Annotated in this window: 17 protein-coding genes; 7 read left to right on the top strand and 10 right to left on the bottom strand. The window is 70.3% G+C overall.

Going from position 1 to position 14,131, the window contains the following annotated elements:
* Positions 1-29 precede the first annotated feature (29 nt).
* Together OHB01_RS17805 and OHB01_RS17800 are read right to left on the bottom strand one after the other, a co-directional pair.
* On the bottom strand, positions 30-821 hold the full coding sequence (locus OHB01_RS17805; protein ID WP_147944432.1) for an alpha/beta fold hydrolase: 792 nt from the start codon (positions 819-821) through the stop codon (positions 30-32).
* A gap of 19 nt (positions 822-840) precedes the next feature.
* The gene (locus OHB01_RS17800) at positions 841-1,485 is read right to left on the bottom strand and encodes a dihydrofolate reductase family protein (RefSeq protein ID WP_142648138.1); all 645 of its coding nucleotides are present in this window, start codon (positions 1,483-1,485) and stop codon (positions 841-843) included.
* Between the two features lie 98 nt (positions 1,486-1,583).
* Here OHB01_RS17800 and OHB01_RS17795 point away from each other — a divergent pair, with 98 nt between their 5' ends.
* The 5 genes from OHB01_RS17795 to OHB01_RS39915 all read left to right on the top strand — a co-directional run bounded on the left by OHB01_RS17795 (position 1,584) and on the right by OHB01_RS39915 (position 4,504).
* Complete coding sequence (locus OHB01_RS17795; protein ID WP_328855680.1) at positions 1,584-2,084, top strand: helix-turn-helix domain-containing protein; 501 nt, start codon at positions 1,584-1,586, stop codon at positions 2,082-2,084.
* Positions 2,085-2,109: 25 nt separating this feature from the next.
* Complete coding sequence (locus OHB01_RS17790; RefSeq protein ID WP_142648136.1) at positions 2,110-2,367, top strand: type II toxin-antitoxin system Phd/YefM family antitoxin; 258 nt, start codon at positions 2,110-2,112, stop codon at positions 2,365-2,367.
* Positions 2,368-2,369: 2 nt separating this feature from the next.
* A complete protein-coding gene (locus OHB01_RS17785) occupies positions 2,370-2,750 on the top strand; it encodes a type II toxin-antitoxin system VapC family toxin (RefSeq protein ID WP_328855854.1) in 381 nt (126 codons plus the stop codon).
* 83 nt (positions 2,751-2,833) lie between these two features.
* The gene (locus OHB01_RS17780) at positions 2,834-4,363 is read left to right on the top strand and encodes an IS1634 family transposase (protein ID WP_419197579.1); all 1,530 of its coding nucleotides are present in this window, start codon (positions 2,834-2,836) and stop codon (positions 4,361-4,363) included.
* On the top strand, positions 4,364-4,504 hold the full coding sequence (locus OHB01_RS39915) for a PIN domain-containing protein (RefSeq protein ID WP_419197589.1): 141 nt from the start codon (positions 4,364-4,366) through the stop codon (positions 4,502-4,504). It abuts the gene before it with no gap.
* Positions 4,505-4,573: 69 nt separating this feature from the next.
* Here OHB01_RS39915 and OHB01_RS17775 read toward each other — a convergent pair whose 3' ends face one another.
* The 3 genes from OHB01_RS17775 to OHB01_RS17765 all read right to left on the bottom strand — a co-directional run bounded on the left by OHB01_RS17775 (position 4,574) and on the right by OHB01_RS17765 (position 8,429).
* Positions 4,574-6,487: an acetoacetate--CoA ligase gene (locus tag OHB01_RS17775; protein ID WP_142648134.1), complete on the bottom strand. Its 1,914-nt coding sequence runs from the start codon at positions 6,485-6,487 to the stop codon at positions 4,574-4,576.
* A gap of 62 nt (positions 6,488-6,549) precedes the next feature.
* On the bottom strand, positions 6,550-7,473 hold the full coding sequence (locus OHB01_RS17770; protein ID WP_240971470.1) for a serine hydrolase: 924 nt from the start codon (positions 7,471-7,473) through the stop codon (positions 6,550-6,552).
* An 8-nt stretch (positions 7,474-7,481) separates the two neighbouring features.
* The gene (locus OHB01_RS17765) at positions 7,482-8,429 is read right to left on the bottom strand and encodes a LysR substrate-binding domain-containing protein (RefSeq protein ID WP_142648133.1); all 948 of its coding nucleotides are present in this window, start codon (positions 8,427-8,429) and stop codon (positions 7,482-7,484) included.
* A 109-nt stretch (positions 8,430-8,538) separates the two neighbouring features.
* Between OHB01_RS17765 and OHB01_RS17760 the strand changes: the two genes are divergently transcribed.
* Positions 8,539-10,086, top strand: coding sequence for a penicillin-binding transpeptidase domain-containing protein (locus tag OHB01_RS17760; protein ID WP_147944436.1), 1,548 nt, complete (start codon positions 8,539-8,541; stop codon positions 10,084-10,086).
* Positions 10,087-10,260: 174 nt separating this feature from the next.
* On the opposite strand, the gene OHB01_RS17755 is transcribed toward OHB01_RS17760, so the two are convergent.
* Positions 10,261-10,980: an HAD family hydrolase gene (locus OHB01_RS17755; protein WP_261985929.1), complete on the bottom strand. Its 720-nt coding sequence runs from the start codon at positions 10,978-10,980 to the stop codon at positions 10,261-10,263.
* Positions 10,981-11,261: 281 nt separating this feature from the next.
* Between OHB01_RS17755 and OHB01_RS17750 the strand changes: the two genes are divergently transcribed.
* The gene (locus OHB01_RS17750) at positions 11,262-11,450 is read left to right on the top strand and encodes a hypothetical protein (protein WP_147944438.1); all 189 of its coding nucleotides are present in this window, start codon (positions 11,262-11,264) and stop codon (positions 11,448-11,450) included.
* On the opposite strand, the gene OHB01_RS17745 is transcribed toward OHB01_RS17750, so the two are convergent.
* From OHB01_RS17745 to OHB01_RS17730, 4 genes are read right to left on the bottom strand one after another with little or no spacing between them, the layout of a single operon-like run.
* Positions 11,451-12,083, bottom strand: a complete 633-nt coding sequence (locus OHB01_RS17745) for an HAD family hydrolase (RefSeq protein ID WP_142648130.1) — start codon at positions 12,081-12,083, stop codon at positions 11,451-11,453.
* Positions 12,084-12,127: 44 nt separating this feature from the next.
* Positions 12,128-12,634, bottom strand: a complete 507-nt coding sequence (locus tag OHB01_RS17740; protein WP_142648129.1) for a DUF6912 family protein — start codon at positions 12,632-12,634, stop codon at positions 12,128-12,130.
* Positions 12,635-12,658: 24 nt separating this feature from the next.
* Positions 12,659-13,333 carry an HAD family hydrolase gene (locus tag OHB01_RS17735; RefSeq protein WP_142648128.1) on the bottom strand — a complete coding sequence of 225 codons (675 nt, stop codon included), beginning with the start codon at positions 13,331-13,333 and terminating at the stop codon, positions 12,659-12,661.
* Between the two features lie 40 nt (positions 13,334-13,373).
* Positions 13,374-14,120 (bottom strand): YbaB/EbfC family nucleoid-associated protein, encoded by a 747-nt coding sequence (locus OHB01_RS17730; protein ID WP_328855679.1) that lies wholly within the window; start codon positions 14,118-14,120, stop codon positions 13,374-13,376.
* Between the last annotated feature and the right edge of the window lie 11 nt (positions 14,121-14,131).

Genomic DNA, 14,131 nt, shown 5'->3' with positions numbered 1-14,131 from the left:
TTCGACGGTAGCCGCCCGCTCCGACATTTTCAGCCGAGAAACTTCGTGAGGATCTCCGCCAGCGCCGCCGGCCGCTGCAACACCGCGTGGTCCTCGCCGGGCATCACCCGGAGTTCGGCGCCGGGCACGGTCGCCGCGACGGCCTTCGTCCCCTCCGCCAGGTTCGGCGCGGTCTGGTCGCCGTACACCGCCAGCACCGGCACGCCGATCCGGGCGAGCCGCTCGTACGGCATCACCTGCCAGATCTCGCTGACCAGCACGTCGTACGGCAGGCTGGGCGCCTTGTCGGCCAGGAACGCCCACCCCGGCCCGGCCTTCATCCCGGCGATCGCCTCGGTCGGCACTCCGACCGCCTCGTGGAGGAACAGCTCCACCGTGCCGTCGCGGTCACCGGCGGCCACCAGGGCCTTGAGCCGGTCGTAGATGTCGGCCGCCGGCCTCGGCTGGTTCTCGTCCGCGCAGTACGGCGGCTCGTAGACGGCCACCCGGTCGATCGGCAGGCCGCGCATGACCCCTTCCAGCACGAGGATCGCGCCCGAGGAGTGGCCGAACGCCGAGGCCCGGCCGCCGACGTGCTCGATGACGGCCGCCAGGTCGTCGATCTCGTTGGCGACCCGATAGTCGTCGCTCTTGTCGTCGCTGCCCGCCCGGCCGCGCCGGTCGTACGTCACGACGGTGAACGCCGACGCGAGTTCGGCGGCGAGCCCGGCGACGGTGGAGCGGTCGTTGAACGCGCCGCCCACGAGGACCACCGGCGTGCCCTGGCCGATCGTGTCGACGGCGAGGGTCGTGCCGTCCTTCGAGGTGATGTGCTCGGTCATGTCCGTCTACCTTTCACGGTTACCGGCGGGTGAAGGTCATATGGGTGACGCCGCTGGGGGTGGTCACGGACTCGATGTCGAAGCGCTGCTCAAGCCCTTCGAGCCCGTCCCACAGTCGTTCGCCGCGGCCGAGGACGATCGGGACGACGGCGACGTGCATGTGGTCGACCAGGTCCGCGGCGAGGAACTGACGGACGACGCCCGGCCCGCCGCCGATCCGCACGTCGAGACCGCCCGCGGCCTCGCGCGCCTGCCGCAGCACCTCCTCGGGGGTGGCGTCGATGAAGTGGAAGGTGGTGCCGCCCTCCATCTCCACCGATGGCCGCGGGTGATGGGTCATGACGAAGACCGGGGTGTGGAACGGCGGGTTCGGGCCCCACCATCCGGTCCACTCGTGGTCCTCCCACGGGCCCCGCTGCGGCCCGAACTTGTTGCGGCCCATGATCTCCGCGCCGACGCCCTCGTTCCAGGTGCGGGCCAGGGCGTCGTCGGCCCCAGCGGCACCGCCGGTCTTCCCCTGCATGGCGCGGAAGATGCGGGTCTCGAAGAACCACTCGTGGAGCCGTCCGCCGGCGTGGCCGAACGGCTCTTCGAGCGTCTGCCCCTCACCCGTGGCGAAGCCGTCCAGGGAGACGGAGAAGTTGTGCACTCTGACACGCGACATGGCTGATCTCCCGGATTCGGCGAGTGATTGCGGATTGCAACTACTGGGATCGACCGTAGACTAGGTGATGGCAAAACGCAATCAGTTTGGAGGTCCGCATGCCAGACGAGCCGCGGTCGGGGTGCGCGATCAACGCGGCGGTGGAGGCACTCGGCGACAGGTGGAGCCTCATCGTCCTGCGCGACATCATCTTCGGCGGGCGGCGGCACTTCCGTGACCTGCTCGGCAACTCCATCGAGGGGATCGCGTCGAACATCCTCAGCAGCCGTCTCAAGAGCCTCGTCGCCGGTGGTCTGCTGACCCACGAGGACGCGGGCCGGGGACGGCGGGGCACCTACAGCCTCACCGAGGCGGGCATCCAGACGGTCCCGATCATGGTCGCGCTCGGCTCGTGGGGACTGCGGCACCGTCCGACGACGCCGGAGCTGGCCGTACGGGCACGACTGCTGGAAGAGGGCGGCCCGCCGCTGTGGGAGGACCTGATGGACGAGCTGCGCGAGACGCACCTGGGCATCCCCCGCCCCGACCCCAGCCGCCCGCGCGCGTCCCAACTGCTCCAGGATGCGCACGAACGCGTCGTGGCGACGTCGGCGGGCTAAGCTAACTTAGCTAAGGAGGTCGGTGATGTCAGAAGGCGCTACCGAGCAATACAACATCCACGAGGCGAAGACGAACCTGTCGCGCATCATCGACAGAGTCGAGCACGGCGAGGAGATCGTCATCAGCCGTGCCGGTCGTCCCGTGGCCAAGGTCATTCCCTTCCCGACCAAGGTGAGCCGCCGCGGCAGGGGCTCCCTGAAAGGGCAGCTCCACATGGCCGACGACTGGGACTCACCCGAGGTCAACGATGCCATCGCGAGGGATTTCGGGCTGCTGCCGTGAGGATGCTTCTCGACACACACGTCGTCCTCTGGTGGCTGAGCGACGACCCGACGCTCGCCGACGAGATCAAGAGCATGATCGAGGAAGAGCCGGAGGTCTTCGTGAGCCCGGCCACTCTTTGGGAGGTGGCCATCAAGCAGAGCATCGGCAAGCTGGTCGCACCCGACGACCTCGTCGAACGAATCCGCGACAGCGAGTTCCGCGAACTGCCGATTCGCTTTGGCCACACCATCGAGGCGGGGAGGCTACCACTCCTTCACCGCGATCCCTTCGACCGGCTGCTGATCGCTCAGGCCCGCCACGAAGGACTCTCCTTAATCACCAGAGACGGCCGGATTCCCAAGTATGACCTGACTTGGCTCACGTTTCAAGATCGCCGCTGAGCGCGAGGCGCTGACCTCGTGGTTCCCGGTTCGGAACGGCGAAAAGTGCGCACTAAATCGATCATGTCTCTACCCTGGTGGCCGTGTCTCCGTACGTGCGGACGGTGAAGACGGCCTCAGGCGCCCGGGCAGTGCAGATCGTCCACTCCTCCCGCCGCGGATCGCGGGAGATCGAGCACATCGGGTCGGCGCACGACGACGCCGAACTGGAGACGCTCAAGGCGGTGGCGCGTCAGCGGCTGGCCACCGGCCAGCAAGAACTGGACCTGGGGCTGGACGACGGGCCGGCAGCGGGCGGGCCGCTGGAGATCGTCAGCTCGCGGATGGAACACCTGTGGGACGCGCTGTCCCGCGCCTACGACACGCTGGGATTTGCTGCCGCAGCCGGAGGCGATGAGGTATTCCGGCAGCTGGTGCTCGCGCGGGTGATCGAACCGACGAGCAAACACGACAGCCTGCGCGTGCTCGCCGAGGCCGGGATCGCTCCGGTGTCGTATGCCACGGTGAAACGCCGCCTGCCGGACTACGCCACACCGCAGTGGCGCCAGGCCCTGGCCGGTGCGTGCGCGGCCCACACCCGCCTCGGGCCGGCCAGCCTGGTCCTGTACGACGTGTCGACCTTGTACTTCGAGACCGACGCCGGGGATGGGTTCCGCGAGCCGGGCTTCTCCAAGGAACGCCGCCTGGACCCGCAGATCACGATCGGGCTGCTCACCGACTCCTCCGGGTTCCCGCTCATGGTGACCGCCTTCGAGGGCAACAAGGCCGAGACCCACACCATGCTCCCGGTGATCGAAGGGTTCATGGCGGCCCACGACCTGCCGGACGTCACGATCGTGGCCGACGCCGGGATGATCTCCGAAGCCAACAAGCAGGCCATCGAAGCCGCTGGGCTGTCGTTCATCCTCGGCATGAAGATCCCCGAGGTGCCGTATGCGGTCACGCAGTGGCGGCGCGAGCACCCCGGCACCCCGATCCCCGACGGGCACATCTTCATCCAGCCCTGGCCGTCGGGATCGAGCCGGCCCCGCCGCGACCAGATGATCTACTACCAGTACCGGGCTGAGCGGGCCCGGCGCACGCTGCGCGGCATCGACGAGCAGGTCGCCAAGGCCCAGCGCGCCGTCGACGGGCAGGCACCGGTCAAGCGCAACCGGTTCATCAAGCTGTCCGGCGCCACCAAGAGCGTCAACACCGAGCTGGTGGACAAGGCCAAGGCCCTGGCCGGGCTCAAGGGCTACATCACCAATCTCGCCGCCTGCCCGGACGGGACACCCATCACCGCCGAGTTCGTCATCAGCTCCTACCACCGGCTGTTCGAGATCGAAAAGTCCTTCCGGATGAGCAAGCACGACCTCAAAGCCCGGCCGATCTACCACCACAAACGCGAGTCCATCGACGCGCACCTGACGATCGTGTTCGCCGCCCTGGCGGTCGGCCGGTGGATCGAAGCACGGACCGGATGGTCGATCAAGAAGTTCATCCGCACCGCCCGCCGCTACCGCACCGTCCATATCCAAGCCGGCAACCACGTCCTGACCGCCGCCGACCCCCTGCCCACAGACCTACGCGACGCACTCAAGCAGATCCGCAGCCCCGAAGGTGCGCACTAAATTGAGCCAACTCAGGTACCACTCCTTCACCGCGATCCCTTCGACCGGCTGCTGATCGCTCAGGCCCGCCACGAAGGACTCTCCTTAATCACCAGAGACGGCCGGATTCCCAAGTATGACGTCCATGTGCTGACGGTCTGAGCGCGCCGCCGGGCTCGGAGAATCTATATAAGTGCACTTCTTATAAGTGCACTTATATAGACGGCCGTTCTACTGCTGCGGCGTGAAGTGGGCGAGGACCTCGGGGTTGGCCATGGCGTCGGGGTTGGCGGCCTTCTCGACGGGGGTGCCGAGCAGGATCTTCCGCACCGGGACCTCCAGCTTCTTGCCCGACAGCGTCCTCGGGATGCCGGGGACCACATGGATCTCGTCGGGCACGTGCCGGGGAGAAAGCTCGGTGCGCAGGGCCGTACGCAGGCGAGACACCAGCTCGTCGGACAGCTCCGCGCCCTCGGCCAGGGTGACGAACAGCAGCAGCCTGCCCTCCTGGCCGAGCTGCCCGGTGTCGATGACCAGGCTGTCGGCGATCTCGTCGAACCGCTCCACGACGCGGTAGAACTCGCTGGTGCCCATCCGTACGCCGCCGCGGTTGAGGGTGGAGTCGGAACGGCCGTAGATCACGCAACCCCCGTCGGGGAGGATCTTGATCCAGTCGCCGTGCCGCCAGACGCCCGGGTAGTCGGCGAAGTACGACTCCCGGTAGCGGTCACCCAAGGGGTCGTTCCAGAACATGACCGGCATCGACGGCATGGGCCGGGTGATGACGAGCTCCCCCACCTCGCCCACGATCGAGGCGCCCGCGGGGTCGAACGACTCGACCGACGCGCCGAGGCAGCGGCACGGGATCACGCCGGCCCGGATCGGCAGCAGCGGCACCGCGCCCACGAACCCGGTGCACACGTCGGTGCCGCCGGAGAACGAGCCGAGCTGCACGTCGGGCTTCACGTCCGAGTAGACCCAGGCGAACCCCTCGGGCGGCAGCGGCGAGCCGGTCGAGCCGATCCCGCGCAGCCGGTCGAGCCCCTGCGGCTTCACCCCGGCCTTCATCGACGCCATGATGTACGGCGCGCCGGTGCCGAAGTACGTCACGCCTTCCTCGGCGGCGACCCGCCACAGGGCGCCGGTGTCGGGATGGGCCGCGCTGCCGTCGTACAGCAGGACGGTGGACCCCACCAGCAGGCCGCCGATGAGGTAGTTCCACATCATCCAGCCGGTAGTGGTGTACCAGAAGAACACATCCCCCTCGCCGAGGTCCTGGTGGAAGGACAACGACTTGAGATGCTCCAGCACGATGCCGCCGTGGCCGTGCACGATGGGCTTGGGCAGGCCGGTGGTGCCGGACGAGTACAGCACCCACAGCGGATGGCCGAACGGCACCCGCTCGAACTCCAGCGGCGCGGTCTCGGCCCGCAGGTCGTCCCAGCTCACGCCGTTATCGGGCGCGCCTTCGAGGAGCGTGGGAATCCAGACGGTCGCCTCCAGCGTCGGCAGCTTGCCGGCGATCTCGCGCACCACCTGCGACCGGTCGTACGCCTTGCCGCCGTAGCGGTAACCGTCCACGGCGATGAGCACCTTCGGCTCGATCTGCGCGAACCGGTCGGTCACGCTGGGCGCGCCGAAGTCGGGCGAGCAGGAGGACCAGATCGCCCCGAGCGAGGCGGTGGCCAGGAAGGCGATGAGGGCTTCCGGGACGTTCGGGACATAGGCGGCGACCCGGTCACCACGCCCCACGCCCAGCCGTACGAGGCCCGCCCGGACGCGGGCGACCTCCTCGCGGAGCTCGCCGAGCGAGTACTGCCAACGGCTGCCCGATTCGTTGCGGAAAATCACCGCCGTCCGGCCGGGGTGGCCGCGCAGCGCGTTCTCGGCGTAGTTCAGGGCCGATCCTGTGAACCATTCGGCATCCGGCATCGTTCCCCGGATGACGGGCCCGTCGCCACGCGTACCGACCACGCCGAAGTAGTCCCATATGGAGGTCCAGAAGTCGGCCGGAGACTCGACCGACCACTTCCAGACGTCCTCGTAGTCCCCCGTACGGCCCAGTCGTTCCATGTAACGGGTGATCCGGGCCGCACGTACGACGTCGGGCGTGGGTTCCCAGAGCAGAGCGCCTTCCTCGACCATGCCCCCATCTTTGCCAGGCTTGCGCCGCATGTCACCCTCCCCGCCCACATAGAAAGGGCCTGTCATATGTGGGTTCTGAGCTGGTCGATCGCCATCCGCGCCGCGGTCCCGATCGCGGCGTCGGCCCGCGGCTGGTTCTGCGCCGTGCCGTACGACCGGGTGAACACGGCCACGGCGTAGCGCCCGCCGTCGGGATACTCCACCACCCCGATCTCGTTGCGCAGCGTGGGCAGCGTGCCCGTCTTGCCGCTCACCGCGACATCGTCGAACGGGAACCCCGAGGCCAGCCGGTGCGGCCACACCTGCAGCGCCATGAGACGACGGATCGCCGCGCACGAGGCCGCTCCCGCCGCCTCGTCCCGCCAGATCATGGACAGCAGCCGGGTCATCTCGCGTGGCGTGCTCCGGTTGGCCACCGCCGGGTCGAGCGCGCTCAGGCGCGCCACCACCTCGGGGTCGGTGCACGCCTGGTTCACGTCCGACTGGTCCGCCACACCCGCGTCCACCCGCAGGCTGGTGAGCATCTCGCGGCAGTCCTGCGTCACCCGCGTCGCCGTCAGCCCGAGGCCGTCGAGCAGCGTGTTGACCGCCTCCCTGCCCACCCGGGCGAGCAGCACGTCGGCCGCGGTGTTGTCGCTCACCGCCATCATCAGGTAGGCCAGGTCGCGCAGCGACAGCGTCGCGTCGTCCAGCATCGCCGCCAGCCCGGTGCCCCCGCCCGTACGGTCCGCGCCCGGCACGCGGACGCGCTCGGTGAGGTCGAACAGCCCGCGCTCGGCCTGACGGTGCAGCTCCAGCACCAGCGCCACCTTGAAGACCGACGCGAGCACCACCGGCTCGTCGGCACGCAGGCCCACCTCGCGCCCGTCGTCGATGTCGACCACGTGCAGCCACCCCATGACGCCGGCGGACCGGAAGACCCGTTCCATCGGGTTCATGCCGGGACTCATGTCGCGTGTGGTGCCGCGCGTCGTGCCGCGTGTCATGTCGGGTGTCATGCGAGGAACCCGGTCGCCGGGCGCGGCGCCACGCGCGGCGCGGGCGGCACACCTTCGTCCACCATGCCGGCGCTCTCTTTCAGCACCTGTACGGCCACGGTCGTGAAGTCTCGCACGTACGGCCCCGGCTCGGCCCGCCAGGCCGGGGAGCAGCGCCAGGCCAGGGGCGCGCCCGCGAGGGGCCGCCACACCACCCCCGGCACCTCGGCAGGAGCGCCGAACGTGACGGCCGTGCCGGAAAGGACCAGGCCGAGGGCGAACTCCACGCGGTCGGTGCAGACGATCTCGGCGGGGACGAAGCCGCCCCGGCGGCACGAGGCCAGCGTGTCGTCGTACAGGCCGGGCTCGGCGTCCCGGGAGAACAGCACCAGGTCGCGCCCGGCCAGGTCGCCGAGGTGCACGGTCGCCCACGCGGTCAGCTCGTCGTCCTCCGCCAGCAGGACCCCCGGATGCCGGACGAGCACCGGCCCGTACGCGAGCCCGTTCGCGGCGACCGGATGCCGCAGCAGCCCGACGTCGAGCCTGCCCTCCAGCAACGCGGTGACCTGCGCGGCCGTGCCCATCTCGGTCAGCGACAGCCGTACGTCGGGGCGGCGCTCGCGAAACCCCGCGATGAGCGCGGCGAGCACGGCGGCGCCCAGGTCGGCGGGGACGCCCGCCCGCACCACCGCCGCGTCGCCACGCGCGAGGTCGGACATGAGGTCGCGCATCCGCTCGACCCTGGCCACGATCTCGCGGGCCTCGGGCACCAGCAGCCGCCCCGCCTCCGTCAGCGCCACCCGCCGGCTCGACCGCTCGAACAGGCGCACGCCCAGCTCCTCCTCCAGCCGCTTGATGCGCTGGCTCAGCGGCGGCTGGGCCATCCCCAGCCGCGCGGCCGCGTTCCCGAAATGCAGCTCTTCCGTCACAACCAGGAAGTAGCCGAGATGCCGGACCAAGTCCACGAGCTGGGAGCATATCCGAACCGAACATGAAGCACGTTGATATCCATATTGGACATCCTTCCGGTCGATCTGCTGCTCTATGGCGTGCACTCGATCCGAAGGGGGACGCATGCGAGAGCGCAGGCGCTGGCCGTACGTCACGGCGGCGGTGCTCGTGCCGGTAGTGGCCGCGGGGGTCACGGTGTGGGCGCTGCGGACGAAGGGATCACCCGAGGAGACCGCGCGGGACTTCCTCGCGGCGTGGTCACGCTCGGACTACGCGGCGATGCGGACGCTCGTCGCCGACCCGCCGGCCGGCTTCGAAAGCACCTACCGCCGCTTCCACGACGACCTGAAGCTCACGGGGCAGCGATTCCAGGTGACGAGCGTCCAGGACGACACCGTGCGGTTCCGGGCGCGGCTGACCGGCCCGCTGCCCATCGCGTACGACGGGAGGCTGCACCTGGTCGAAAGCGACCGCGCCTGGAAGGTGGCATGGACCTCGACTGCCATCCATCCCCGGATGGGCAACGGTGTCCGGGCCAAGCTCACCACCGTGCCCGCCGAGCGCGCGCCGATCACCGCCGCCGACGGCACCCGCATCGACACACCGGACGCCCCCGGCTCCGTGCAGCAGATCGTCGAGGGGCTGCGCGAGCAGTACGCCTCGCGCCTGACCGGCACCGCGTCCGCCCGGGCCGACCTGGTCGACAGCCGTACGGGCTCGAAGGTCGCCACACTGGCCGAGGGCGGATCGAAGCCCGGCAAGCCGCTTTCGACCACCCTCGACCTGCGGGTGCACCAGGCGGGTGCGCAGGCCCTTGAGGGCGTGGACAAGCCCGCCTCGCTCGTCGCGCTGCGCCCCTCCACGGGCGAGGTCCTCGCGGTGGTCAACAAGCCGGGCGGATACAACCGCGCCCTGCTCGGCGCGTACCCCCCGGGCTCGACTTTCAAGATCGTGACCGCCTCGGCCCTGGTCGCCGGTGGCGTCACGCCCGGCCAGACCGTCGAGTGCCCGGCCGAGAAGACGATCGGCGGCTTCCCGTTCCACAACGCCGAGTTCCACGACTACGGCACGCTGCGCTTCGTCGACGCCTTCGCCCACTCGTGCAACACGACGTTCGGCGACATGGCGGTGCGGCGTCTCGGCGCCGATCGCCTGTCCAAGGTGGCCTCCGACTTCGGTTTCGGCGCCAGCATCAAGATCGGGGTGCCCGCCGTGGACGCCGCCTTCCCAGCACCGCATGACGACACCGATCTCGCGTCCGCGGCAATCGGCCAGGGGCGCGTCCTGGCCAGCCCGCTGAACATGGCCGCCGTCGCCGGCGCCATCGCCGCCGGCACCTGGCGGCAGCCCCGGCTGGTCCCGGCCTCACTCGTCCCGGAGGGCGGCACGCCCCCACGCTCGCTGGAGCCCGCGGTCGTGTCCGCGCTGCGCCGCCTCATGCCCGCCGTCGTCAGCGAGGGCACCGCGAGCGGCATCTCCTTCCCCGCCGGTACGGCGGGCAAGACCGGCACCGCCGAATACGGCTCGGCCGATGGCGGCAAGAACCCGCCCACGCACTCGTGGTTCATCGGCTACAAGGGCGACCTGGCCTTCGCCGTCGTGGTCGAGGGCGGCGGCACCGGAGCACAGATGGCGGCCCCCGTCGCGGCCCGCTTCCTCAAGGCGCTGTGACTCCGCAAGGCACTGTGACTCCGCAATGCACCGTGACGACGCTCAGTACGGCCGGCCGGGGACGTTCAGCCGGACGCGGTAGAGGCCGAAAGGACCCACGTCATCTGGAGCGGCCGCGGCGCTGAAACGTTCAGGCCGCGCCCGTATGCGGTCGGCGCCCCATCGAGTCCGGGGTCAGTGGGCCGTACGGTCGGCCGGAGTGGTCAGGCGGGCGACGGCCGCGACGACTTCGGAGGAGTTGGACAGGTCGGACAGCACGATGTCCGCGCCGGCCTCGCGCAGCTCGGCGGCCGTGGAACGACCCGACGCCACGCCGATCATGGCCGCGCCACCGATCTTCGCCGCCTGGACGTCACGCGTGGAATCGCCGATGAGGACGGTGTTGCCCGCGGTGAAGACGGCGCCGTACCGGGCCTTGGCCCGCCCCTGCGAAACCTGCAGCAGGGTGGCCTTCGGATAGACCTCCTCGCCGTAGCCGCCCACCTCGACGTCGATCCACTTGTCCAGCCCGAACGCCTTGAGCTTGTGCACGGCATTGCTCTTGATGGTGCCGGTGAGCACCGACTGCACGACGCCGTCGAGGCGTGACACGGCCTTGAGCGCGTCCTTGGCGCCGGGCAGCGCGCGGCCGTCCTTGGACAGCCGCCCGCGCCGCTCCGCGAAGCAGACGGCCAGCGCGTCGACGAATCTCGGCAGGTGATAGTCCTCGACGGCGATGCCGTTGACGGCCAGGGTCTCGAAGATGATCTCCGAGTCGGGGCGGCCCAGCGCCGGTGCGAGCTTGACCAGCGGTCGCCCTGTCACCATCCGGAACGCGTCCGCGTAGGCGTCGCGGGTGACGATGGCGACGTCGACGAGCGTCAGGTCGATGTTCCAGAGAACGAGGCGGTTGATCGCGGCCTCCGTGGGGGTGCGGTGTGGATCGTGCTCAGCGTACGGCCCACGCGGAGTGTCCGGTGTATCCACAACCGCCTTGATAACCCCTCCCAGACGGGACGGGTAGCGAACCGGCGAGCCCGAGCAGTACGAGCTGCCGACCGGGGGCAACGGGCGGAGCATGTGGTGCGACGCCAAGGCCGACCGGATCGAGACGCGCGGCGCCAAGCGGGGCGGACGGCGCCGACCTCCCCAAGGAGCTGCGCAACCTGCCGTTCGCGCAGCTCCCCGGGGCCGTGATGTTCGCGATGTGGGCCGTGATGCTCGCCTACACCCGGGTCTCCGGCCAGGAGACCTGGGACGCGATCACCGGCCTGTTCCTCTTCGCGTCGTTCGTCGTCGGAGGTGTGGCGGTCAAGCGGCTCTACCGGCCGCCGCGCAGGGCCAAACCCCGATGGCTGCTGGAGGAGGAACGCCAGGCCCGCTGATCAGACGAGATCGAGGGCGTCGGCCAGCGTGTCCACCACGGGGACGCCGACGCCCTCCAGCTCCGACCGCTTGGTCATGCCGCCGGTGTAGAGGATGGCGCGGGCGCCGACGTGCTGGGCCGCGTGGGCGTCGTCCACGCTGTCACCGATGACCACGACCTTCGCCGAGTCGAGGCCGAGCGCACGCAGGTGCTCCACCATGTGCTCGGCCTTGTGGCCGCCGGTCGCCGAGCGCGAGCCGTCGATCCGGGTGAAGTGGCCGTCGATGCCGAACTCGCCGGTCTTGCGGACCAGCCGTTCGTGGCCCCACATGGACAGCAGCGACTGCGTTCGGCCCGACTCCTGCCAGGCGCGCAGGCTCGACACCGCACCCTCGGCGAGGCTGCACGCCTCCATCAGGCGGTGATAGTGCTCGTGGAAGCCCGCGTCGAGCAGTTCCCATTCGCCTTCCCTGAGCGGCCGGCCGAGCATCCGCTCGTACGCCACCCAGATGGGGCGGGTGTACACCTCGCGGAAGCCGTCCGCGTCGTACGGCCCCAGGCCGTACGGCACGAAGAGCTCGTTGGTCGCGCCGACGACGGCGTCGATGTCGTGGAAGAGCGTCCCGTTCCAGTCCCAAACAATGTGTGTCATCTTGTCCCCCAGCTTAGACGCCGGGTGTGACAGATCCGTGAAGCTCAGGTGAGCAGGTCGGGGATCTCCTGGGTCGCGTACCACAGCAGCTCGTGGTCCTCCGCGCCGTCCACGACGAACTGCGCGTCGTCGTCCCCGCCGTCGGCCGCGGGCAGCGCCGCGATGGCCGCCTCCACGTCGGGCAGGGCGTCGGCGTCGTCCACGTGGACGGCGGCGACCAGCCGCATCGGGACCGGCTCCAGCACCCGCACCCGGGCGCGCTCCTCCAGGTCGGCCCCGGTCTTCACCGTCTCGTCGGGCACCTCGGCCGCGATGACCACACGCCGGGCGGCCGTCTGGGCGCCGTCCGCGCGGTCGGCGGCCAGCATGCGCAGGGAGGCCCGGGCGGCCTCGGTCAGCGCGACGTACTCCAGCTCCTCGGTGTCGCCCGAGGCGTACCACTCGATCAGCGCGGGGGTGACCGCGAACCCGGTCAGCGGGGCCGGGCCCAGCTCCCCCGCGGCGACGATGCGCGCCAGCGCGGGGATGGTGGACGGCAGATAAACGCGCATGCGTTCCTCGAATCAATCTTGCGGCTATGGACGGGCGGCGGCGCCGGGCTCGCGGAGAGGCAGGCCGAACAGGCGCTCCATCTCGGCGATGGTCTCCGCGGGATCGCTGTGGTGGACGCCGACCAGGCCGATCGCGCGGGCCGCCACGATGTTCGCCTCGATGTCGTCGACGAACACGCACTGCCCCGCGTCGAGCCCCAGCAGGCCGAGCGCATGCCGGAAGATCCGCTCCTCGGGCTTGCGCATGCCGACCTCTCCCGAGATGACGACCGCGTCGAAGAGGGCCTCCCAGTCCTCCCGCGAATAGTGGTCGCCCCAGGAGTTGGACACCAGGCAGGTGCCGAGCCCGGCCGCCCGGGCCTGGCGGAGCATCTCGTTCATCTCCTCGACCGGCCGGAACCCGGCGAACATCCGGGTCAGCAGGCCGTCGGCCTCCGGCGGTCCGCCGTCGAGGGTCACCAGCCGGGCCGCCAGGGCGCGCTCGAACTCCAGGACCGGGATCTCGCCGCGTTCGAGCGCGTGGATCGGGTTCTCCCCGCCCGGCTCGACGCCGGCCCGGTATGCCTGCGCGACCAGCGCGCGCATCACGTCCCGGTAGTGCCGGGGATCGATCCGGTCCGCCTCGATCCACTCCGCGATCGACTCGGCCAGGCTCGTGGTCAGAACCCCGCCCCAGTCGATCAGCACACCCTTGAGCACCGCGCCTCCCAGCCGACGTGCCTACAAATATAGGGAGTGGTCAGCAGGGCCGCTCGAACGGCTTGAGCAACCCGCCGAACCACTCGTCGACGGCGTCCGGGCCGAACGACTCGCCGGGCGCCAGCTCCCGCAGCGCGTCGTTCACCATCTGACGGCACTGCTGTTCCGCGTCCTCCTGCGCCCGGCGCAGGGCCAGCAGGAGCTCCTCGGCCAGCGTCCGGCTGGGCAGGCGCATGGCACGAGGCTCGATGACGACCTCGCGCACCAGGCCGTGCGCCGTCGTGACGGCCTGGATCCGGCCGTCCGCCGCCCGGCCGCGACCGGTGACGGCCTCGATCTCGCGCTCCCCGTCCGCCAGCCAGGACTCGATCCGCTCGGCCCGCCGCGCGTCCTGCTCCAGGTCGCCGGTTTCGCGCCGATCGGGGGCGAAGGCGTCCGGTCCCGCGTCCAGCTCCTGCGCGAGCTGATCGAACCGATAACGCACGAACGTCTCGTCGAGCGGGGCGGCCAGCCCGGTCGCCCTGGTATGGGCGGCGGCGACGAGCTCGTCCGTCCGTTCCTTCGCGGCGTCCTGGGCGGTCCTGGCCGCCCTCGTGACCTCCGCGCTCAAGACGGCCGAGTCGAGCCGCATGACCCGGGGGTCCAGGATGATCGCGGTCACCTGTCCCCGGCCGTCGGCCCTGGCCCGCACCTGGCCGTCGGCGGCCTCCCCTTCGCCGGTGACCCGCCGGATCTGGGCCTGGATGTCCGCGAGGCCGCGCATGACGTCCTCGGCCTGGCGAATCATTTGTTCCAGCA

Origin of the sequence: Microbispora hainanensis (assembly GCF_036186745.1) — a bacterium.
Classification (GTDB): Bacteria; Actinomycetota; Actinomycetes; order Streptosporangiales; family Streptosporangiaceae; genus Microbispora.
The sequence above is the reverse complement of the archived record's forward strand: the minus strand, read 5'-3'. Positions and strand labels throughout refer to the sequence as shown.